19 protein-coding genes and 1 pseudogene are annotated in these 20044 nt (G+C 68.7%); 5 read left to right on the top strand and 15 right to left on the bottom strand.

What is annotated here, in order from left to right; genetic code table 11:
• Window positions 1-1206, bottom strand: coding sequence for a DUF6456 domain-containing protein (locus JGR78_RS04580; RefSeq protein WP_182792818.1), 1206 nt, complete (start codon window positions 1204-1206; stop codon window positions 1-3).
• A gap of 199 nt (window positions 1207-1405) precedes the next feature.
• Here JGR78_RS04580 and JGR78_RS04575 point away from each other — a divergent pair, with 199 nt between their 5' ends.
• Entirely contained in the window at window positions 1406-1735 is a 330-nt protein-coding gene (locus JGR78_RS04575; RefSeq protein WP_182792799.1) for a DUF6477 family protein, read from the top strand.
• Between the two features lie 5 nt (window positions 1736-1740).
• Here JGR78_RS04575 and JGR78_RS04570 read toward each other — a convergent pair whose 3' ends face one another.
• Entirely contained in the window at window positions 1741-3234 is a 1494-nt protein-coding gene (locus JGR78_RS04570) for a helicase HerA-like domain-containing protein (RefSeq protein ID WP_182792817.1), read from the bottom strand.
• Between the two features lie 425 nt (window positions 3235-3659).
• On the opposite strand from JGR78_RS04570, the gene JGR78_RS04565 reads away from it, so the two are divergent.
• Complete coding sequence (locus JGR78_RS04565; RefSeq protein WP_182792798.1) at window positions 3660-4367, top strand: invasion associated locus B family protein; 708 nt, start codon at window positions 3660-3662, stop codon at window positions 4365-4367.
• A 76-nt stretch (window positions 4368-4443) separates the two neighbouring features.
• Here the strand turns inward: JGR78_RS04565 and JGR78_RS04560 are convergent, their stop codons facing one another.
• The 5 genes and pseudogenes from JGR78_RS04560 to rpiA all read right to left on the bottom strand — a co-directional run bounded on the left by JGR78_RS04560 (window position 4444) and on the right by rpiA (window position 11049).
• Window positions 4444-5895 carry a DegQ family serine endoprotease gene (locus tag JGR78_RS04560; protein WP_370576448.1) on the bottom strand — a complete coding sequence of 484 codons (1452 nt, stop codon included), beginning with the start codon at window positions 5893-5895 and terminating at the stop codon, window positions 4444-4446.
• Window positions 5896-6717: 822 nt separating this feature from the next.
• Window positions 6718-7572: pseudogene (gene hflC, locus JGR78_RS04555) on the bottom strand (protease modulator HflC); the annotation flags it as partial.
• Window positions 7572-8843, bottom strand: coding sequence for an FtsH protease activity modulator HflK (hflK, locus tag JGR78_RS04550; protein ID WP_182792796.1), 1272 nt, complete (start codon window positions 8841-8843; stop codon window positions 7572-7574). The gene hflK and the pseudogene hflC, both read right to left, overlap by 1 nt.
• A gap of 101 nt (window positions 8844-8944) precedes the next feature.
• Window positions 8945-10324 carry a glutathione-disulfide reductase gene (gene gorA / locus JGR78_RS04545; protein ID WP_182792795.1) on the bottom strand — a complete coding sequence of 460 codons (1380 nt, stop codon included), beginning with the start codon at window positions 10322-10324 and terminating at the stop codon, window positions 8945-8947.
• The gene (gene rpiA / locus JGR78_RS04540; RefSeq protein WP_182792794.1) at window positions 10321-11049 is read right to left on the bottom strand and encodes a ribose-5-phosphate isomerase RpiA; all 729 of its coding nucleotides are present in this window, start codon (window positions 11047-11049) and stop codon (window positions 10321-10323) included. The genes gorA and rpiA overlap by 4 nt, the downstream gene beginning before the upstream one ends.
• A gap of 208 nt (window positions 11050-11257) precedes the next feature.
• Between rpiA and JGR78_RS04535 the strand changes: the two genes are divergently transcribed.
• From JGR78_RS04535 to JGR78_RS04525, 3 genes are read left to right on the top strand one after another with little or no spacing between them, the layout of a single operon-like run.
• The gene (locus tag JGR78_RS04535) at window positions 11258-12439 is read left to right on the top strand and encodes a bifunctional 2-C-methyl-D-erythritol 4-phosphate cytidylyltransferase/2-C-methyl-D-erythritol 2,4-cyclodiphosphate synthase (protein WP_182804896.1); all 1182 of its coding nucleotides are present in this window, start codon (window positions 11258-11260) and stop codon (window positions 12437-12439) included.
• Window positions 12439-12927 (top strand): phosphatidylglycerophosphatase A, encoded by a 489-nt coding sequence (locus tag JGR78_RS04530; protein WP_182792816.1) that lies wholly within the window; start codon window positions 12439-12441, stop codon window positions 12925-12927. The genes JGR78_RS04535 and JGR78_RS04530 overlap by 1 nt, the downstream gene beginning before the upstream one ends.
• A complete protein-coding gene (locus JGR78_RS04525; protein ID WP_182792792.1) occupies window positions 12927-13421 on the top strand; it encodes a CinA family protein in 495 nt (164 codons plus the stop codon). Before JGR78_RS04530 ends, JGR78_RS04525 begins: the two co-directional genes overlap by 1 nt.
• A 3-nt stretch (window positions 13422-13424) precedes the next feature.
• Here JGR78_RS04525 and JGR78_RS04520 read toward each other — a convergent pair whose 3' ends face one another.
• The 8 genes from JGR78_RS04520 to JGR78_RS04485 form a co-directional block, all read right to left on the bottom strand.
• Entirely contained in the window at window positions 13425-14456 is a 1032-nt protein-coding gene (locus tag JGR78_RS04520; protein WP_182792791.1) for a low specificity L-threonine aldolase, read from the bottom strand.
• Window positions 14453-14893: a YcgN family cysteine cluster protein gene (locus JGR78_RS04515; protein ID WP_182792790.1), complete on the bottom strand. Its 441-nt coding sequence runs from the start codon at window positions 14891-14893 to the stop codon at window positions 14453-14455. Before JGR78_RS04515 ends, JGR78_RS04520 begins: the two co-directional genes overlap by 4 nt.
• A complete protein-coding gene (locus JGR78_RS04510; RefSeq protein WP_182792815.1) occupies window positions 14893-15837 on the bottom strand; it encodes a bifunctional riboflavin kinase/FAD synthetase in 945 nt (314 codons plus the stop codon). The genes JGR78_RS04515 and JGR78_RS04510 overlap by 1 nt, the downstream gene beginning before the upstream one ends.
• A gap of 52 nt (window positions 15838-15889) precedes the next feature.
• Window positions 15890-16333, bottom strand: coding sequence for a MaoC family dehydratase (locus tag JGR78_RS04505; protein WP_182792789.1), 444 nt, complete (start codon window positions 16331-16333; stop codon window positions 15890-15892).
• 100 nt (window positions 16334-16433) lie between these two features.
• Window positions 16434-17297, bottom strand: coding sequence for a TIGR01459 family HAD-type hydrolase (locus JGR78_RS04500; RefSeq protein WP_182792788.1), 864 nt, complete (start codon window positions 17295-17297; stop codon window positions 16434-16436).
• Between the two features lie 79 nt (window positions 17298-17376).
• Window positions 17377-18294: a manganese-dependent inorganic pyrophosphatase gene (locus JGR78_RS04495; RefSeq protein ID WP_182792787.1), complete on the bottom strand. Its 918-nt coding sequence runs from the start codon at window positions 18292-18294 to the stop codon at window positions 17377-17379.
• 254 nt (window positions 18295-18548) lie between these two features.
• Complete coding sequence (locus JGR78_RS04490; RefSeq protein ID WP_182792786.1) at window positions 18549-18890, bottom strand: nuclear transport factor 2 family protein; 342 nt, start codon at window positions 18888-18890, stop codon at window positions 18549-18551.
• On the bottom strand, window positions 18887-19954 hold the full coding sequence (locus JGR78_RS04485; protein ID WP_182804898.1) for a TraB/GumN family protein: 1068 nt from the start codon (window positions 19952-19954) through the stop codon (window positions 18887-18889). Before JGR78_RS04485 ends, JGR78_RS04490 begins: the two co-directional genes overlap by 4 nt.
• Between the last annotated feature and the right edge of the window lie 90 nt (window positions 19955-20044).

The following is a 20044-nucleotide window of genomic DNA, read 5'->3' as shown; positions in this document are numbered from 1 at the left end:
TCATCCGATCAGCGGCCCGAACTTGCCGTAGCGTTCCCGGTAATGCCGTTCCAGCCGCATCAAGGCCAGCCGCAGGACGACCTTGCCCGACCGGGCGGGCCAGCCGAGGCGGCGCTCGGTCATCTCGATCCCCTCTAGAAAGCAGCAGACCCGCAGCACGAGGTCGCCCATCCCGGGGCCAAGCTCGCGCAGCGCCTCGGCCACGCGGCGACGCGCTGCCTCGGACCCGCCGCCGCCCGCGCCGGGAACATAGCTGGCGTCGATCCCGGCGGTCATGAAGCCGTCCCAGTTCTGGGTCACGCGCACGCCCATCTGCGCCAACTCGAAATCCTCGCGCAGGCGTTCGCCCGCCACCACCATGCCGTTGTCAAGGAACGGCTGGCCATTGGCATCCCGCCGACGCGCCATGACGTGCAGCGGGCTTTCCGCGATGTTCACCCGCATCCGGCGTGGCCCGCTGCCATCGGGGTCGTCGAGGACGCGATCTTCCATGATGCGGTGGGCCTGCGCGGCCCGGGGACCGGGATCGGCGCCCTCGAAGGGGGCCGCGGCCTCGGCCATGCCGGCGGGTGCCGGATCAACCCGCGCGGCATCGCTGAAATCCGCCGGAGCCGGCAGGCCGGCGCTGCCGCCAGTCGCCATCGCCTTCAGCGCCGCCCGTCCCGCCGCCGTGATGGCGTGGCGGGAAATGCGCCCCTGCGCGACGATCGCCACCCAGCCGCGCAAGGCAAGCATCTCTGCCACCGTCCGATCCAGCACGGCCGTGCGGATGTCGGCGCGGGTGACAATGGCCTTTTCCATCCCCGCGGCCACGGCCAGCACCGCCCCCGGTTCGGCCAGCCGCCGCAGCACGCGGCGCAGTTCGGTGCGGTCGGCCTGGGTGTCGCGTCCCCCCCGCTCGACCGCGCGGTCGACCAGCGGGTCGTCGCGCCGGTTCTCGAACTTGCGGATGCGGCGCAGGATCGTCGAGGCGTGGCAACCGGTTTCCCGCGCCAGCGCACGGATCGTTTCGCCCCCCTCGACATGGCGCAGGTACAGTCGCGCATCGTCGGGAAGGACCGAAGGCAGCGCCCCGATCGGTTCTGCGGTATCCACGGCAGCCGTTGCGGGGATCGCCGGTGTCGCTTCGGACGGCAGCCCGCCACAGGGTCGCGACGAGATGGCGGCGGCATCGGCGAAATCACCGGTCAGTATCGTCATTCCAATCTGTCCCTTGTCATCCTCGGGCCGATCATGGCCCTGGGTCTGGAACCTGTCCAAAAAGACAGGTGGTCCTCACATCGGTGACGAATGGCTAAGATTTCCTAAAGAACGTTAACCAAGGCGGACGGCGCAGCATGCGTTGACGCAACAGGGGCAGGGTTGAGGCAAGACTTGCGCCATCACCTGTCGCCCGGAGTATCCGATGAGCCTGATGTCGAACGTCCTCGCCTTTCCCGCGCAGCCGGTCCTGCCCCGGTTGCGCCGCCCGGCCGCGCTGATCCGCGCCGCCGTCGCCGGCCAGTCGCAGTGGCGGCGCGACCGCGACCTGCGCCGCACCCTGCGCTGCGAGATCCTGCCCCCGCCGGGCAAGGCGCTGGCGCGGCTGCGGGCGGACGAGGACAGGATGAACATGGCCCGGCAAGAGGGCGCGGCGGATTACGACATGCACTACCATGTCATGCTGATGATCGCGATTCTGGCCGAGTCACGGCTTTCCTCGGGCGAAAGCCCGCGGCTGAGCGCAATCTGCTGAAGGGTTCAGCGCCCCCGGAACATGGTTCCCAAGATGCCGCGGGCAATCGCCTGTCCGGTCTTGGTGCCAATCTGCCGGGCCATGCTTTTGCCGAACGCCTCGATCATCGTGTCGCCCCGACGGGCCGGCGCCGTGTTGCGCGTTCCGGCCTGCAGGCCCGGCTGATAGCGCCGGCCACGTCCCGTCTTGCCGGCGGGAATGGTGAACAGGTCGGCATCGGCCTGCGCCCGCTCGGCAGCGGCGGCCTGCCCGGCCGCCTCGGCCGCGCGCCGCGCCAGAATTTCATGGGCCGAGTCGCGGTCGATGATCTGCCCGTATTTCAGGCCCAGCGGGCCGAGCCGGACGATTTGCGCCCGTTCGGCTTCGGGGATCGGCCCGAGCCTTGACAGCGGCGGCCGGATCAGAGTCCGCTCGACGATGCCCGGCGCGCCCTTTGCGTCAAGAAAGGACGTGACCGCCTCGCCCGTGCCGACATGGCGGATCGCATCGGTGGTGTCGAAGGCGGGGTTCGGGCGATAGGTTTCTGCCGCCATCCGCAGCGCCTTCTGGTCGCGGGCGGTAAAGGCGCGCAACGCGTGCTGGACGCGGTTGCCAAGCTGGCCCAAGACGGCATCGGGCAGGTCGGCAGGATTCTGGGTGATGAACCAGACGCTGACCCCCTTGGACCGGATCAGCCGCGCTACCTGCTCGATCTTGTCCACCAGCGCCGCGGGCGCGTCGTCGAACAGCAGATGCGCCTCGTCGAAGAAAAACGCGAGCCGGGGCTTTTCCGGGTCGCCGACCTCGGGCAGTTGCTCGAACAGTTCCGACAGCAGCCACAGCAGGAAGGTCGCATACAGCCGGGGCGAGCGCATCAGCCGGTCGGCGGCAAGGATGTTGACGACCCCCTTGCCGGATGCGTCCAGCCGCATCAGGTCGGAAAGCTCCAGCGCCGGTTCCCCGAACAGGCGGTCGCCGCCCTGCTCCTCGAGCACCAGCAGGGCGCGCTGGATCGCGCCGACCGAGGCTGCCGGGACATTGCCATAGCGCAGGCTCAGGTCGCGGGCGTTCTGCCCCACCCAGACCAGCATCGCCCGCAGGTCCCTGAGGTCGGCCAGCGCCAGGGCCTCCTCGTCGGCGACCCGGAAGGCGATGTTCAGCACGCCCTCCTGCGCCGGGGTCAGGTCCAGCAGGCGCGACAGCAGCAGCGGTCCCATCTCGGCGGGGGTGGTGCGGACCGGATGGCCCTGCTCGCCCCAGATGTCCCAGAAGGTGACAGGAAAGGACTGGTAGTTTAGCGGCGCCCCCAACTGTGCCGCGCGCTTGAGAAAGCCATCGGCAAGCTTCGGGTCGGCGCCGCCGGGCATCGCCATGCCGGCAAGGTCGCCCTTGACGTCCGCCAGCAGCACCGGGACGCCTGCCAACGACATCGCCTCGGCCAGTGTCTGCAGCGTGACCGTCTTACCGGTGCCGGTCGCCCCGGCGATCAGCCCGTGCCGGTTGGCCTGGCGCAACAGCATCGCCTGTGGCTGCACGTGTCCCGGGCCTCCGCCGCCGACGAAAACGGTCCCGGAATCGTGATCGACGATGCGGTGCAGCGAGGTTTCGGCCGAAGGGGTTGGCAGGTCGGTCACGGGGGGGCCTCTGGCGGCTGCGTCGCGTCGAGCATACCTGATTTGTCCACCCTCGCCAGCGGTGCCGGTGCTGCCAACGCAATGGTTTTCCGGCAGTTGCCACCTGTCTTTTCCGGTTAATTGACGCTGGTTGCGGCTGCCCCTAAGGTCCCCGGCAATAAACCGCCAGTCCGACAGGGACGGAGGGGGAACGAAGCTTCGGAGTCGTTCCCCTTTCCCTGTCGCCTTGCCGGTCAGAGGGGTCGGCTGCCGCTGACAAGGGCCCGCGCCCGTGCTAACAGGGCCGCCGCGTTCAGCCGAAAGGATACCATATGGCTCGCACCTCCTCTGCCGTGCTGGCGGCCCTGATCGCGGTGGCTCCCTTCGCCGCCGCCCATGCACAGGAACCCACCGAACAGACCCCGCCCCCCGTCACTGCGCCCGCCGAGACCACCGATGCCCCGGCTGCGGATGCAGCGCCGCCACAGGCCGAATCTGGGGCCGAGGCCGCGCCGGCCGGGACGCCCGCGGACGCAGAAGCACCAGCCGAGGGGCAGGCCGCCGCAGCGCAGGACCAGGTCGGCAGCTATTACGCGAAAGCGACCCACGGCGACTGGCAGTTGCGCTGCCTGAGAACCCCTGACGGCAAGGACCCTTGCGAGCTTTACCAGTTGCTGCGGGACGAAAAGGAAACTCCCGTGGCCGAGCTTTCCGTGATCCCCTTCAGCGGCGAGGCTGCGGCGGTGCTGAACTTCGTGGCGCCCCTGGAAACCGACCTTCAGGCGGGCATGGGCCTGCAGATCGGCTCGGGCGAGGCCAACCGCTATCCCTTCATCGTCTGCGCCGCGATCGGCTGCGTCTCGCGGCTGGGGATGACCGAGGACGAACTGAACCTGCTCAAGCGCGGCAGCACCGCGACCGTGACGCTGCTGCCCTTCGGCGGAGAGCCAGAGGAAAACATGGTCGACCTGACGGTGTCGCTGGCCGGCTTCACCGCAGGTTTCACCGAGCTGCAGGGCCTTGTCGGCGCAAACCAGTAAGCAAGCCAGTAAGCCTGCTTTCCGCAATGCAAAAGAGGCGCCCCCGGGCGCCTCTTTTCGTTTCATGACGGGTGGGTCACTCTTCGATCGACAAGGCGACGAAGCGTGGCTCGCCTTCGCGGCGGATCAGCACCAGCACGGACTGGCGCCCGGCCTCGCGCGCCTCGGTGATGCGGGCGTTCAGGTCGGCCACGCTCGCGACCGGCTGCTGGCCCGCCTCGACGATCAGGTCGCCCGTGCGCAGCCCCTTGGCCGAGGCGTCGCTGGTGGCGTCGATGTCCTGCACGACCAGCCCGGACGTGCCTTCCGGCATCTGCATCCGGGCGGCGAGTTCCGGCGTCATCGGCGCAAGCGTCATCCCCAGCACCTGGCTGGACGATTCCTGCGTCCCGCTGCCCTCCGGCCGCTGGCCCGTGCCATCCGCATCGGCAAGCTCGCGCCGGCCCAGCGTGATCTGCAGCGTCACCGGCTCGCCGTCGCGCATCACGGTCACGTCCACCGCCTCGCCGACCGGGGCCGCGGCCACGCGGCGGACGAGGTCGCGGGTGTCCTCGACCTCGCCGCCCGCAAAGGCGGCGATGACATCGCCGGCCTGGATGCCCGCATCGGCGGCCGGGCCGGGCGGAACATCCGTGACCATCGCGCCCGCCTCGGATGCAAGACCCAGCGATTCCGCGATGTCGGGGCTGACGTCCTGAATCTTGACGCCCAACCAGCCGCGCCGGGTCTCGCCATATTCCTGCAACTGGTCCACGACGCCCGACACGACGTTCGACGCCATCGAGAAGCCGATCCCGATCGAGCCGCCGCTGGGCGACAGGATCGCGGTGTTCACGCCGATCACCTCGCCCTGCAGGTTGAACAGCGGCCCGCCCGAGTTGCCCCGGTTGATCGCCGCATCCGTCTGGATGAAGTCGTCATAGGTGCCCGTCAGCGCCCGGCTTTTCGCCGAAACGATGCCGGTGGTGGCGGAAAAGCCCTGCCCCAGCGGGTTCCCCAGCGCCAGAACCCAGTCGCCCACGCGGGCTTCGTCGCTGTCGCCGAAGCTGACGAAGGGCAGCGGATTTTCCGCCTCGACCTTCAGCACGGCGATGTCCGTGGTGGGGTCGGTCCCGACCAGCGTCGCCGGAAGGCGGGCGCCGGAATAGAACTCGATCTCGATCTCGTCGGCGCCCTCGATCACATGGTTGTTGGTGACGATCAGCCCTTCCGAGGACACGACGAAGCCCGATCCCAGCGCGTTCGACCGCTGCTGCATCTGCGGCCCTCCCTCGAAGGGCGATCCGGGGCCGCCGGGACCGGGAATCCCGAAGTCGCGGAACAGGTCCGAGAAGGGGCTGCCCTGCGGGAAGCCGGGGAACTGATTGACCGGCCGCGACACGATGGCGGTGGTGGTGATGTTGACGACGGCCGGGCTGACCTGCTCGACGATGTCGGCGAATGTCTGGGGCATGACGCCGGCGGTCGCGGCGACCTGTTCCCCCTGTGAGGTGGTCGCGTCAGGAGCCTGCGGCACCTCGCCCGTCATCGCCTCGCCGGGGACGGTCGTGGTCTCGGGGGTTTCGGACGGTTGCGCCTGCGTCGGCGTCACCTGCTGTTCCTGAAGGTTCTCGGGGGCGGGTTCGGCCTGCTGGGCAATGGCGGGGGCAAGGGCCAGCGACAGCGCCACGGCCGAGGCCGTCAGGCCGAGCCGGACCTTCAGAGGATTGAAACTCATCCATGATCTCCATGACTTGACCGGTTCATGCAGTCCCCGACCGGCCACGGGGATTGGCCGGGATATGGGGTAAGGCGTTGCCGGCGCGCAACACATCTTTCCGTCATTTTCCTGTGAAAGCAAAAGTTGCTTGACGGGGATTTTCAGGCTTCCTCCGGGGAAATGCGAAAAGGCGCGACCGGGACGGGCCGCGCCTTTCGTCAACAAGCCTGCGCCGGATCAGTTCCCGGCAGGGGCGGCGGGTTCGACCGGCACGGTCTGCGTCGTCACCCCGGCCTGGGGCAGGACCGCTTCCCCGGACGGGACGGCCGCCGCATCGGGCGCCTCGTCGCCGAGTGCCGGAGGGGCTGCCGTGGGGTCGACAGCCGCCGCGCCCGTCAGGGCATCGCCGCTCGGAGCGGTCTCCGGCTGGACGGGATCGCCGCCCACGGGCTGTTCGGCACCCTCAACAACCTCGGTTTCGCTGAGGCTCAACGCAGCCTCGGCGGCGGCCTCGGCCTCGGCGGCAGCGGCAGCGGCCTGCGCCGCGGCTTCCTCGGCCACCTCGCGGGACGACGGGGCATCCGGCGGAACTGCCGCCGAGACCTCAGGCGGGACCGCCACCGGGTTGATGCCGCTGTCCGCGCCGGTGCCGAGATAGCTGAAGAACTCGCCGGTCGGGTTCATCACGATCGAGCTGTTGCCCTGCTGCAGCGCCCGCTCATAGGCGGTCATCGAGCGGGTGAAGGCGAAGAACTCGGGGTCGCGGCCGAAGGCTTCGGCGTAGATGGCGTTGCGCTGGGCGTCGGCCTCACCGCGGACGATCTCGGCCTTGCGGCGCGCGTCCGAGGTCAGTTCCACCACCGTCCGGTCGGCGGTGGCGCGGACGCGCTGCGCGGCCTCGCCACCGCGCGCGATCTCGTCGGCGGCTTCGCGTTCCCGTTCCGCCCGCATTCGGGCATAGGTGGCGGCCAGGTTCTGTTCCGGCAGGTCGGTGCGGGTCAGGCGCACGTCGATGACCTGGATGCCGAGGGAATCCGCCTCGCGCCGGGCCACGTCGCGGATCTGCGCCATCAGCGCGGTCCGGTCATCCGACAGCACCGTGGTCGAGGGAACCGACCCCAGCACGCCGCGGATGGCGTTGGTCATGATGCCGGCAAGCCGCTGCTGGGCGAACTCGATCCCGCCTTCGCCAACGGCGCGGCGAAAGGTGACGGCGTCGGCGATCTGCCAGCGCGCGAATGCGTCCACCACAAGGCGGCGATCGTCCAGCGGCGTGACTTCCATCGGGTCGGTCTGCAGGCCGAGGATCCGCGCGTCATAGCGTACAATGCGGTCGATGATCGGCAGCTTGAAGCCAAGGCCCGGCTCCTCACGAACGGTGACGACCTCGCCGAAGCGCAGGACCAGCACCTTTTCACGCACGTCGACGATGTAGATCGAGGCCATGACGACGACCGCCACGACGACAACCAGCGGCAGGGCAAGGATGGATAAGGTACGGCGCATCAGTTGCCCCCCGTCGGCGCGGTTGCGATGGTCGTGTTGCTGGTGGCCCCGCTGTTCGCGGCGTTGACGTCGCTGGTGCCGCTGCGGGCGGCGGGCGGCGGCCCGCTGCGAAGCTGATCCAGCGGCAGATAGGGCACGACGCCCTGCCCCGCTTCACCGTCGATCAGCACCTTGTTCACGTTGCCCAGAACCCGCTCCATGGTTTCCAGATACATCCGGCGCCGGGTCACTTCGGGCGCCTTGACATATTCGTCATAGACCGAGGTAAAGCGCGCAGCCTCACCCTGTGCCGCGTTGACAGCCTGGGCGCGGTAGGCCTCGGACTGCTCGACCACCGCTGCGGCCTCGCCCCGCGCGCCGGCCAGCACACGGTTCGCATAGGCGTCGGCCTCTTTTTCCAGCCGGTCGCGTTCCTGCTGGGCGGCCTGCACCTCGCGGAAGCTGTCGATGACCTCGGCGGGCGGGTCGGCACGGCCGAGGTTCACCCGCACCACGTTGATGCCGGCCTGATAGCTGTCCAGCGTCGCCTGAATCGCCAGTTCCAGGTCGCGGGCGATCACGCCGCGGTCGCGGTTCAGGATCGGCGAAAGCTCGCTGCGGGCCACGATGTCGCGCATGGCGCTTTCGGCCACGGCGCGGATCGTGCCCTCGGGATCGGCGAGGTTGAACAGGTATTGTTCCGGGTTCGACACGTTCCAGACCACCTGGTAGGTCAGGTCCACGATGTTCTGGTCGCGGGTCAGCATCAGGCCGCTGTCCATCGGGTCGCGGCCGGTGCCGATGTCGATGGTCCGTTCGCGGGTCACGCCGACGATCTGGTAGGTGACAAAGGGCCAAGGCGCAAAGTTCAGACCGTCATCGCGCACGGCATAGGGACGCCCGAACAGAAGCTCGACCGATTTTTCAGAGGTGTCCACCTGGTAGATGCTGGCAAATCCCCAAAGGGCCACCGCGACAAGGGCGGCGATGCCCCATTTGCCGCGGTCCATGCTGGGCATCTGGCGGCGCGGGCCACGCGGACCACCCGTCCGGGGGGTGCCGTCGCGCCCGCCCATCAGCACGCGCAGCCGGTCCTGGCCCTTGCGCATCAGTTCCTCGATCTCGGGAATCTGCTCGGGGCGCTTGCCGCCGTTCGGAGGCTGCTGATCGGGTCCCGGTTGCCCCCAGGGACGCTGAGGCCCACCCCCATCGGGTTTCGGGGCCTGCGGACGGGCCGGCCGGTCGTCATCGCCACCGCCATTGCCGCCGCCCCATGGTCCCTGTTGTGCCATCCGTCTGCCTTTCGTGTGAAGTCATGTCCTAACTAGGGACATTGCCCGCAGGGACAAGACCTTGCCGGCAGGCGCCCCGCCCTGCGCGCCACAAGATCGCGTCAGGCCCTGGCGCCGCCTGCGCGGCGCACCGGCAGGCGCATCGTTACCAGTTCCTCGGCCAGCGTCGGGTGGACGGCGATGGCGGCGTCGAACTGTTCCTTGGTCGCGCACATGCCCACCGCCACGGCGACAAGCTGGATCATCTCGCCCGCCTCGGGGGCGAAGATATGGCAGCCCAGCACCCGGCGGTTGTCCGCGTCCACGATCAGCTTCATCATCGCGCGAAGATCCGACCCCGCGAAAAGCGAGCGCATGGGGCGGAACACCGCCTCATAGACCTCGATGGGGCCTTGCTCGGCCGCGTCCTCCTCGGTCAGGCCGATGGTGGCAAGCTCATGCGGACGGACATAGACGGCGCTGGCCACGAGGTCATGGCAGACGCGGCGGGGCTGGGCGCCGAAGACCGTATCGGCAAAGGCGTGTCCTTCGCGGATCGCGACGGGGGTCAGATTCACGCGGTCGGTCACGTCGCCCACAGCGAAGATCGAGGGCACGGCGGTCTGCGACCATTCGTCCACGACGATCTCGCCCCGCTTGCCCCGCTTGACGCCGGTGTTCTCCAGCCCCAGCCCCCCGGTGTAGGGCTTGCGGCCGGTCGCGAACATCACCGCGTCGTGGTGTTCAGTTGCCCCGTCCTCATAGGTGACGCGGATGCCGTCGCTGTCACGGTCAAGCCTTGCGGGATTGGCGTTCAGCCGCAGGGTGACGCCGATATGGGCCAGTTGGTTGGTGACAAGCGTGCGCCCGCCCTCGTCAAAGCCGCGCAGCAGCCTGTCGCCGCGATAGGCCAGCGTCGTCTCGGCCCCCATGCCCTGCAGGATCGTCGCGAATTCGCAGGCGATGAAGCCGCCGCCGACGACCAGCACGCGGCCGGGCATCTTCTCCATGGTGAACAGGTCGTCCGAGATCATCCCCAGCTCCTCGCCGGGGATGCCCGGCAGGGCGGGACGGCCACCGACGGCGATCAGGATGTGCCTGGCGGTGAACTGCCGCCCGTCGGCCAGCGCGACGGTGTGGTGATCGACCAGGGTCGCGCGGCTGTGGTGGACCTCTACGCCCGCGGTCAGCAACCCGCCTTCGTAGATGCCTTCCAGCCGCGACAGTTCGGTATGCAGGCTGTCGCGGAAGGCGGGCCAGTCGAACCGGCCGGCATCGGCATCCGCCCAGCCGTAGCCTCGCGCCTCGGCGGCGGCTGCAGGGGCCTGCGAGGCGAAGATCATCAGCTTCTTCGGCACGCAGCCGCGGATGACGCAGGTGCCGCCCATGCGGCTTTCCTCGGCCAGCGCCACTTTCGCGCCATGCTGCCCGGCGGCGATCCGGGCGGCCCGGACCCCACCCGAGCCGCCGCCGATGACGAACAGGTCGTAATCGAAGCTCATGGCCCCACCTCGGGCCGGGTCATCTCGATCACCGAGCCGTCGGGGGCGCCCACCAGCGCAAGATCGCACATGCCCAGAAACAGCCCGTGTTCCACCACGCCCGGAATCGCGGCAAGGCCCGAGGAAAGCCCCGAGCAATCCTCGATCACTTCCAGCGACAAGTCGATGATCAGGTTGCCCTCGTCGGTGCGGAAGGTGTGGCCGTCGCGCTGGCGCAGAAGGATCGGCCGCTGCGTCAGGTCCAGCGATTCAAGCAGGCGGCGGATATGGGTGACGGTTGTTTCCACGCCGAAGGGGATGACCTCGACCGGCAGGTGGAAGGCGCCCAGCGTTTCCACCACCTTGGTCGGGTCCGCGATCACCACCATCCGGTCGGATGCGGCGGCCGTGATCTTTTCGCGCAGATGCGCGCCGCCCCCGCCCTTGATGAGATTGAGGTCGGGGTCGATCTCGTCCGCGCCGTCCAGCGTCAGGTCGAGCCAGCCGATCTCGTCCAGTTCCTCGATATGGATGCCGAGATGCGTCGCAAGGTCGCAAGTTGCCCTGCTGGTCGCGGCGCAGCGCAACCGCAGCCCCTCGGCCCTGATCCGCCCGGCCAGCCGGTGGACCATGAAGACGGCGGTCGAGCCTGTCCCAAGTCCCAGCCGCATCCCGTCCTGCACCAGCGCGACCCCGGCGCGCGCGGCGGCATCCTTGGCGAGGTCGCTGGGGGAAAGATCGGTCATCGGCGGCTCCTGTCGCTTGGCGCGGTGTTGCCCAAGGGTATAGCGGCGACGGGCGGCCTGCGCGAGAGGGCGTTCCGGGGTCGAGCCGCCGCACCGGGGGTTTCACACCCCCGGTCCCCCGTGGGGTATTTGATCCAGAAAGAAGTCCTGCTGGGCTGGAAATGGTGTTGCACTGGCCTTGGGACACCGGTCGCGCTAATCGGCTGGCATGAGTTCCGACACTGCTTCCCGCCCCGCCCTGCCCCACGACCGCATTGCCGTCCTGATCACTGCCGCCGGGCGGGGAACGCGCATGGGGGGCGCGATGCCGAAACAGTGGCTGGACCTTTCGGGTCGCAGCGTGCTGGCCTGCAGCATCGACGCATTCGCGGGCTTCGAGCGCATCGTCGTGACCGTCCATCCCGAGGACATGGACCGCGCCATCGCCGAGCATGGCGGGCGCGTCACGCTGGTCGCGGGTGCCGAGTCGCGGTCCGGCAGCGTCCGCGCGGGGCTTGAGGCGCTGGAAGGGTCGGGCATCTCTCATGTCCTGATTCATGACGGCGCGCGGCCTCTGGTCACGCCGGCCACGATCCGCGCAGTCGTTGACGCGCTGGCCGAGGGCGCCGAGGCCGCTGCTCCCGGCCTTGCAGTCACCGATGCGCTGTGGCGCGGGGATGCTGCCACCGTCACCGGCTTTGCCGACCGCACGGGCCTGTTCCGGGCGCAGACGCCACAGGGGTTTTCGCTGCCGGTGATCCTTGCCGCTTATTGTGCAGCAGCCGGGGGCGCGGCGGACGATGTGGAGCTGGTGCAGAGGCAGGGGGTTGCCGTCCGCATCGTTCCGGGGGACGAAGACAACCTCAAGATCACATGGCCGGGCGACATGGAGCGCGCCGGGCGGATACTGCGGATGCGGGGGAACGACATGGATGTGCGGCTTGGCAATGGTTACGACGTCCACGCCTTCGGGCCGGGCGACCATGTCTGGCTGTGCGGGGTGAAGGTGCCGCATGACAAGGGCCTCATGGGCCATTCCGATGCCGATGTGGGCATGCACGCGCTGACCGATGCCATCTATGGCGCGCTGGCGCAGGGCGACATCGGGCGGCACTTTCCGCCCTCGGACCCGCAATGGAAGGGCGCGGCCAGCGAGATCTTCCTGCGCCACGCGGCCGAGCTTGCGCGGGGGATGGGCTATCGCCTTGGCAATGCCGATGTGACGCTGGTCTGCGAGCGGCCGAAGATCGGCCCGCACGCCACCGCCATGCAGGCGCGGCTGGCCGAAATCATGGGGGTCGAGGCCGACCGTGTCAGCGTCAAGGCCACCACCTCGGAACGGCTGGGCTTCACCGGGCGCGAGGAAGGCATCGCCTCGATCGCCACAGCAACGCTGATCCGAGAGGGATGATGGAACGGCAGATCGCTACCGGCTTCGGTATCGGATACCTGCGCCCCGCCCCCGGGACCTGGGCCTCGGCCGCGACGCTTGTGCTTGGCTACGCGCTGCACCGGCTGGGGCATTTTCCGCTGGTCGCGCTGGGCACGGTGCTGGTGATCGGCCTAGGCTTCTGGGCCGTCAACAAGGCTACCGCCGAGCTTGAGATCAAGGACGAAAGCGCCATCGTCATCGACGAGGTCGCCGGCCAGATGATCGCGCTTTGCGCCACCTCGGCTGGGTTCTGGTTTGCCGGGATGCCCGCCAGCGTCTTTCCCTGGCCCGCTTATGTCGTGCCCTTCCTGTTCTTCCGCCTGTTCGACATCTGGAAGCCCTGGATCATCGGCCGCGCCGACCGCCGCAGCGACGCGGCGGGGGTGATGCTGGACGACATCTGGGCCGGTATCTTCGCCGCCGTGGCCTCGATCCTCGCGGCGGGCCTTTCGCATGGAGTGATGTGATGGACAACGAGCCGACCAAAAGCCTCAAGGACCTTGCTGCCCGCGTCCTGAAGGCGGCCGAGGCGAAAGGGGTGATGCTGGCGACGGCCGAAAGCTGCACCGGCGGGCTGGTGACGGCGGCGCTGACCGATATTCCGGGATCGTCCGGGGCGCTGGATCGCGGCTTCATCACCTATTCCAATCAGGCCAAGCACGAGATGCTGGGTGTGAGCGCGCAGTCCATCGACGCCCATGGTGCGGTCAGCCCCGAAGTCGCGGCCGAGATGGCGAAAGGCGCGCGCGAACGTTCCGCAGCCGATATCGCCGTATCGATCACCGGCGTCGCCGGACCCGGCGGAACCGAGAAGAAGCCCGAAGGCCGTGTCTGCTTCGGCATCGCCGACGATAACGGTGTGCGGACCGAGATTGTGGACTTCGGCCCGCTGGGTCGTGACGGCGTGCGCCACGCCTCGACCGCCCATGCGCTGAAGCTGTTGATCAAGGCGCTGGGCTGAGGGCTAGAGCGTCCCCAGCAGCGCGCTGACTTCTTCCTCCATGGTGGCCCAGCTTGTCACCAGCCGGATCGTTCCCGCAGCCTCGTCGTCCTCGGCCACGGGCCAGTCCGCCGCACGCAGTCCTGCGGCGCGCAGGCGGGCGGTCAGGTTGCGCGGCAGACGGATGAAGATCTCGTTCGCCTCGACGGCGACCTGCGGTTGGAACCCCGCCGCCCGCAGGCCAGAGGCGAGTTCCGCCGCCGCCGCATTGGCGTGGCGGGCGAGGTCCAGCCACAACCCGCCGTCCAGCCATGCCAGCATCTGCGCGGCAAGGAAACGGTGCTTGGACCACAGGTGCCCCGCCCGCATCCGGCGGAAGGAAAAATCGCGGGCATGGTCGGGATCGAAGAACACCACGGCCTCCAGCGCGAGGCAGCCGTTCTTGGTCGCCCCCAACGACAGCGCATCGACGCCCGCCCGCCAGGTCAGGTCGGCGGGTGTCGCACCTGTCGCCGCCACGGCGTTGGAAAAGCGCGCGCCGTCCATGTGGACGGCCAGCCCGGCGTCCCGCGCGACCGCAGCCAGCGCGGACAGGCCCGAGGCATCGTGGACGGTGCCCCATTCGGTCGCGTTGGTGATCGACAGGACGGCGTTCCTGCCGTCATGCTCGTCCTCCTGCGGATAGTCCGCAAGCCGCGCAGCCACCGTCTGGGGGGTCATCCGGCCTGCCCCGCCCTCTACCAGCGCAAGCTGCGCGCCGCCGGCCATCCATGCGGGGGCGCCGGATTCCGAGGTCTCGATATGCGCGGTCCTGTGGCAGAAAATGCGGCCCCAGGGCGGGCAGAGTTGCGCCAGCGCAAGGGCATTCGCGCCGGTGCCGGTGCCCAGAAGGAAGACGGCGGCATCCGGGGCCTCAAGCACCTCGCGCAGCCGCTCGGCAGCACGTTCGGTCAGCGGGTCGCGGCCATAGGACGGGGCGGTCCCCTCATTGGCGGCGGCCAGCGCCTGCATGATGCGGGGATGGACGCCCGAGGCGTTGTCCGAGCCGAAATTCATGACAGATCCCCGATGACGTAGCGGTCCCATTCCTCTTCCGGGACGTCCAGTTCGCTGACGGTGCGGCCGCGCACCGAGACCCCGGCGCGATGGACCGCCTCGGGGTCGCCCGAGATCAGGTGGTGCCAAGGGTAAAGCGGCCTGCCCTCGGCCCGCAGGCGATAGGCACAGGTGGCGGGCAGCCACCATGAGATCTCGGCCAGCTTGTCCGGCGTCAGCACCACGCAGTCGGGCACATAATCGTGGCGGTTCGGGTAGGAGGAGCAGCGGCAGCTTTCCCCGTCCAGCAATCGGCAGGCGACGCAGGTGAAATCGAGGCTGCCGTCATCCTCGTATTCGATCTTGTTCAGGCAGCACTTGCCGCAGCCATCGCAGAGCGATTCCCACTCGGCGGCGCTGAGTTGATCCAGCGGCAGTTCCCAGAAGCGCGCGCGCATCAGGCGGCCGAAAGGATGCGGCGGGCCTGGTCCTCATCCTTGCGCATCTGGGAGATCAGCGCCTCCAGCCCCTCGAACCTGGCCTCGGGGCGGAGGTAATCGACCAGCGCGACCGAAAGATGGCGGCCGTAAAGGTCGCCGTCAAAGTCGAAGATATAGGTTTCCAGGTTGGGCGCGTTCTCGCCGAACATGGGGCGCACCCCCAGCGAGGCCACGCCGCGGTAATTGCCCTTGTCCGGTCCGTCCAGCACGTCCACCAGCACCGCATAGACGCCCAGCTTGGGCAGGTGCAACCCATCGACGGCAAGGTTCGCGGTGGGGTAGCCGAGTTCGCGGCCACGCTTGGCGCCATGCAGAACCTTGCCCTCGATCCGGTGCCAGTGGCCGAGCATCCGCTCGGCGTCGCGGGGGCGGCCCTCGGCCAGCGCCGCGCGGATCGCGGTCGAACTGGTGGCGGCGGCGTCGATTTCCAGCAGCGGCACAGCGGTGACGCCGAAGCCGAGGCGCCGACCGGCCTCGGCCAGCGTGCGGACATCACCAGCGCGGCCGCGGCCATAGCGGAAATCCTCGCCCACGGCGACATGGGTGACGCCAAGCCCCTCGGCCAGCACCTCGCGGGCGAAGTCCTCAGGGGTCAGACTGGCGAGCGTCGGGCCGAAAGGTAGTTCGTAAAGCTGGCTGACGCCGTAACGGGCAAGGCGGTTGGCGCGGGCCTCGGCGTTCATCAGGCGGAAGGGCAGTTCCTCGCGGCCTTTGAGGTGGGCGAAATATTCGCGCGGATGGGGTTCAAAGGTGACGATGCCCAGCGGCGCATCGGGCCGCGCGCCGCGCGCGGCATCGATCACGGCGCGGTGGCCGCGATGGACGCCGTCGAAATTGCCCATGGCCACGGTCGCACCCCGGGCGGCGGCGGGAAGGCCGCGCCAGTCGCGGTGGATGTGCATCGGCGGGTTCTGCATGGGCCCCCATGTCCGGGCCATGCCTTGGCCGGATCGGTCAGTCGAACTTGCGGGACGGCGCCAGAACCACCGCCTCGCCTTTCAGCACGACCGTATCGCCGACGAGGCAGCGCGTGGCAAGGGTGACGCGGCGCTTCGCATGGTCGATGCCTTCCACCTGCACCTCGGCCCGCACCATGTCGCCGGGGCGGACAGGCCCCATGAACTTCAGCGTCTGGCCCAGATAGACGGTGCCGTGGCCGGGAAGCTGTTCCCCGATCACCGCGGAAATCAGCCCCGCCGTCAGCATCCCGTGGGCGATCCGTCCCTCGAAGATCGTGTCGCGGGCATAGGCCTCGTCCAGATGCACCGGGTTCCGGTCGGTCGAGACCTGCGCGAACATCTCGATGTCCTGGTCCGTCACCTGCTTGAGCAGGTGGCGCATCATCCCGATCTCGAGATCCTCGATGACGATGGTGCCGCGTGGCTGGTTGTCGAGCATGTCCATGATCCCCTGCTGCATTGCAGCGTAGCAGAAGCCTTGGCATCGAGCAATAATACGAAAGTTCAATGCGCGGCAGGGAACGATTATTGCCGCAGCGTCACCGCAGCCTGCCGATGGCATAGGTGGGCGAGATCGCCTGTTCTTCCAGCCATTGCAGCATCCGTTTGGAATCGGGGCGCTCCACGTCCGCACCCATGTGCTCGGCGGCGAGGCCCCCGGTGACGAACAGCGAATCGATGCCTTGGTTCACGGCGCCGGCGATGTCGGTGCCGATGCCGTCGCCGATGGCGAGCGCCGGAACCTCGGGGCCGATGCCGAGGTGACGCCGGGCGAGGTCGTAGATCGGCGCGTGGGGCTTGCCGAAATACAGCGACTCGCCGCCCATGTCCTCATAAAGCGCAGCCAGCGCCCCGGCGCAGTAAAGCCGCTGCTCGCCGTAATCCACGACGAGGTCGGGATTGGCGCAAAGCAGCGGCAGGTTGCGGGCGCGGGCCTGTTCCAGACGCTCGCGGTAATCCTCGGGCGTCTCGGTCATGTCATCGTAGGGGCCGGTGACGACGATGCCCTCTGCCTCGTCCAGCGGCACGCGGGTGATTTCGGCGACACGCGGATCGTCCGTTTCGGTGAAGAAGCCGATGTCGCGATCGGGGCCGACATGCCAGACGCGGGCGCCGACGCGGCCCGAGAACATCGCATCCTGCGCCGCATCGCCCGAGGTCACGATGTCGTCCCAGGCATCATCCGGCACGCCAAGGCGCGCGATCTGCTCGGCCACCAGCGGGCGCGGGCGGGGGGCATTGGTCACAAGCGCGACGCGTCCGCCCTGGCGGCGATAGGCCTGAAGGGCAGCGATGGCAGCAGGATAGGCCTCGCGACCGTTATGGACGCAGCCCCACAGGTCGCAGAACAGCACGCCATAGTCGCCGCCGATCTCGGCGAGGTTCTTGATGATGCGGGTCACGTCCCTGCCCTTTCGCTGGCCTTCGGAAATGCGAGGGGCCGGGAATCGCCCCGGCCCCCATGGTCGTTCATTGCCCGGCTCAGACCTTGAGCGCAGGGATGATCTGCTTCTTGCGGCTCATGATGCCGGGCAGGACGACGGTGTCGCCCTCGACCGGGACGCCGAACGATGCCTCGGCCACACGGCGGACAAAGTCGTTGGGGACCAGCAGGGTGGCTTCCTCGTTCAGGATGTCCACGACGAACAGCATCACCTGGTCGGCGCCGTCCTCGGCCGCGACACCGGGCATGGCGGCCATCAGCCGGTCCTTGCGGTCCAGCAGCACCTGCGGCGCGGTGGTTTCCAGCACGGAAATCCGCATCTGCTTGCCGTCCACCATGTATTCCTTGCTGTCCATCTTCAGCAGCGCCGCGTCCGAGAAGGAGGAGACGTCGGATTTCGCAGTGAACATCTCGGTCGCAAAGGACGGGATCGCAATGTCGAGGTCCTTGGCCAGCTTTTCGGCGACCCTGCGGTCATGCGGCGTGGTGGTGGGCGAGCGGAATTCCAGCGTGTCGGACAGGATGCAGGTCAGCATCAGGCCCTTGACCCAGCGCGGCGCGCGGTCGAGGTCGGCGCCGATCAGATCGTGCATGATCGTCGCAGTGCAGGCCAGCGGGCGGATGGTGATGTTGATCGGCGTGCGGGTGGTGATGCCGCCGGCCAGCAGGTGGTGGTCGATGATCTCGATCACCTCGGCCTCGGCCAGCGAGGCGGGCAGTTCGGCCGGGTTGTTGGTGTCCACGATCACGCAGCGGTCGCCCGCGGCCACGTCGTCGATGATCTCGGGCATCTCGACGCCCCACTTGCCCAGCATCCACACGGCTTCCGTGTTGGGCATCCCCTGCAGCACCGCCTTGGCCGGGGTCTTGCGGGCCTCGGAAAGATACCAGGCCCAGATCAGGGGCGAGCCGGTCGAGTCGGTGTCGGGGGCCTTGTGGCCGAAAACCTGGATCATGGAGCATCCCTTCATGGCGGAGTCGCGGCGGCTTATAGGTGCGGGGAGGCCTGTTGTGAAGCAGAACCGCCGCGCAGGCGGCAGCGCCGGACCGGGGGCCAGCCCCCGGACCCCCGGGATACTTGCACGAAGAAGATGGGCGCAGATGGCGATGCGTTGGCGCTGGCCGCCGGAGAATCCGTGCGGCTAGCGGCCCATCGTGGCGGGTTCGGGATGGCATGCCGCCCCTGCGAGGGCGTGAAGCGGCGCGGGGCCTACCCGGTGATCGTCGTCTGCTGATGCTGGATCATCTGCCAGTCGTCCTTCTGCCGCACCCAGGTCGAGCTGCACAGCGCCTCGGTGTCGCCGTTCTTGCCATTCGCCGTGACGCGATAGGCCAGGACGACGCAATCCTCGGTCTCGACCATGCGGCGGTCGGTCAGCCGCGCGGCGGTCCAGCGGCGGCCGGCGTCAAGCCAGGTCCGGACCTCGCCGCCCTGCATCAGCCCCTTTGGGAAAACCATCACGCAGGAGGGATGCATCCGGCGCCACGCCTCGGCGGCCCCCATGGTCCACAAGGCTTCCTCGTCGGCCCAGCGGTTGTCGGTCCTGCTCATTCCCTGTCCCCTGTAATCGTCCAGCCATCGCGTTCCAGAAGCCGCAGCACCCCGGTCTCGCCCGGAAGGTGCAGCGCTCCGAAGGCCGCGACGACCGGCCTGCCCTCTGCCGCGGCCTTGTCCGCCGCCTGCGTCAACGGCTCGATCCACGATCTGTTCCGCTCGGTCATCAGCCGCGCTTCGGCAAGCTGCAACTGGCGGTCCACGGCCTCGCGCGGCAGGCCCGAGTCGTAGGCATCCAGCCGCCCGTATTCCCAGATCGCCCAGATGTCGCCACGGAAATAGGCTTCGAGCGTCGTCGCGGCATAGTCATCGGCCAGTTGCGCCGCGGGCAACGCGGCGCGGATCATGTCCAGCTCCTCTTCGGGCGTCAGGTCGCGGAAGATGCCGAAGACGGTGTCCCAGGGTTCCAGCGCAAGGATGGGCGTGCCGCTGTCCTCGGCGACCTCGATCAGCCGATGGTCGAGGCCCTCGCCACCATCCCCAGATTGCGCGGCCTCGATCATGCAGGGGGACAGCCCCAGCATCATCGCGACATACCAGGGCCGCAGGCGGCTGACCATGATCGCGGGCAGGCCACGCGCGGCCATGGCGGCGCTGAGTTCCCGCCATTCGGCATCGTCCATCCGCTCGGGCAGCGTCGGGCCATCGGCATCCACCATCAGCGACGGGTCGTCGGCCAGCGCGGCGGTCAGGCGGCGTTCCTCGTCTGGCCCCGCCTCGACCAGCAGCGCGCCTGCGTCTTCGATCAAGGGGCGCATGGCGGTCACCGTCGGATCGTGGCGCGGGTCGCCGAAGTGATAGGTGCCGACGATCTCGATCACCGCGTCACCCCTGGTCGCGCGGTAGCGGATGCCCTGCGCATAGGGGGTCGCCGCCACGGCCTCGGCGATCTGCGCCTGCCGTTCGGCGGGAAGATCCGCCATCAGGTCGGCGCCGGTGCAGAGGGGCGCATCCGTCCCACTGGCGCGGCCGGGATCGGTCAGCGCATGGCCCGGGCCGGTGGCCAGCAGCAGGGCGGCAGCGGCCACCATTGGCGCAAGCAGGCGGGTGACAAGGTTCATGGGCGGTTTCCTTTCATTCCCGATGCCATCTAGGCACAGGGACCCGGCCGTCCCAACCCGTGCATCCACGGGTTGACACCCTCGTGAGGC

The organism is Paracoccus sp. MC1862 (assembly GCF_016617715.1).
Lineage (GTDB): Bacteria > Pseudomonadota > Alphaproteobacteria > Rhodobacterales > Rhodobacteraceae > Paracoccus.
This window is presented reverse-complemented; position numbering and strand designations above follow the sequence as displayed.

Excerpts from the sequence above, each read along its gene's own strand:
- JGR78_RS04520 (WP_182792791.1), bottom strand. The coding sequence starts at position 14,456 with ATGAATTTCGGCTCGGACAACGCCTCGGGCGTCCATCCCCGCATCATG.
- JGR78_RS04505 (WP_182792789.1), bottom strand. The coding sequence starts at position 16,333 with ATGCTCGACAACCAGCCACGCGGCACCATCGTCATCGAGGATCTCGAG.
- hflK (WP_182792796.1), bottom strand. The coding sequence starts at position 8,843 with ATGGCACAACAGGGACCATGGGGCGGCGGCAATGGCGGTGGCGATGAC.
- JGR78_RS04495 (WP_182792787.1), bottom strand. The coding sequence starts at position 18,294 with ATGATCCAGGTTTTCGGCCACAAGGCCCCCGACACCGACTCGACCGGC.
- JGR78_RS04535 (WP_182804896.1), top strand. The coding sequence starts at position 11,258 with ATGAGTTCCGACACTGCTTCCCGCCCCGCCCTGCCCCACGACCGCATT.
- JGR78_RS04485 (WP_182804898.1), bottom strand. The coding sequence starts at position 19,954 with ATGAACCTTGTCACCCGCCTGCTTGCGCCAATGGTGGCCGCTGCCGCC.
- JGR78_RS04560 (WP_370576448.1), bottom strand. The coding sequence starts at position 5,895 with ATGACGGGCGAGGTGCCGCAGGCTCCTGACGCGACCACCTCACAGGGG.
- JGR78_RS04530 (WP_182792816.1), top strand. The coding sequence starts at position 12,439 with ATGGAACGGCAGATCGCTACCGGCTTCGGTATCGGATACCTGCGCCCC.
- JGR78_RS04490 (WP_182792786.1), bottom strand. The coding sequence starts at position 18,890 with ATGAGCAGGACCGACAACCGCTGGGCCGACGAGGAAGCCTTGTGGACC.
- JGR78_RS04510 (WP_182792815.1), bottom strand. The coding sequence starts at position 15,837 with ATGCACATCCACCGCGACTGGCGCGGCCTTCCCGCCGCCGCCCGGGGT.
- JGR78_RS04570 (WP_182792817.1), bottom strand. The coding sequence starts at position 3,234 with ATGCTGTTGCGCCAGGCCAACCGGCACGGGCTGATCGCCGGGGCGACC.
- rpiA (WP_182792794.1), bottom strand. The coding sequence starts at position 11,049 with ATGACCGATCTTTCCCCCAGCGACCTCGCCAAGGATGCCGCCGCGCGC.
- JGR78_RS04575 (WP_182792799.1), top strand. The coding sequence starts at position 1,406 with ATGAGCCTGATGTCGAACGTCCTCGCCTTTCCCGCGCAGCCGGTCCTG.
- gorA (WP_182792795.1), bottom strand. The coding sequence starts at position 10,324 with ATGAGCTTCGATTACGACCTGTTCGTCATCGGCGGCGGCTCGGGTGGG.
- JGR78_RS04525 (WP_182792792.1), top strand. The coding sequence starts at position 12,927 with ATGGACAACGAGCCGACCAAAAGCCTCAAGGACCTTGCTGCCCGCGTC.
- JGR78_RS04515 (WP_182792790.1), bottom strand. The coding sequence starts at position 14,893 with ATGCGCGCGCGCTTCTGGGAACTGCCGCTGGATCAACTCAGCGCCGCC.
- JGR78_RS04565 (WP_182792798.1), top strand. The coding sequence starts at position 3,660 with ATGGCTCGCACCTCCTCTGCCGTGCTGGCGGCCCTGATCGCGGTGGCT.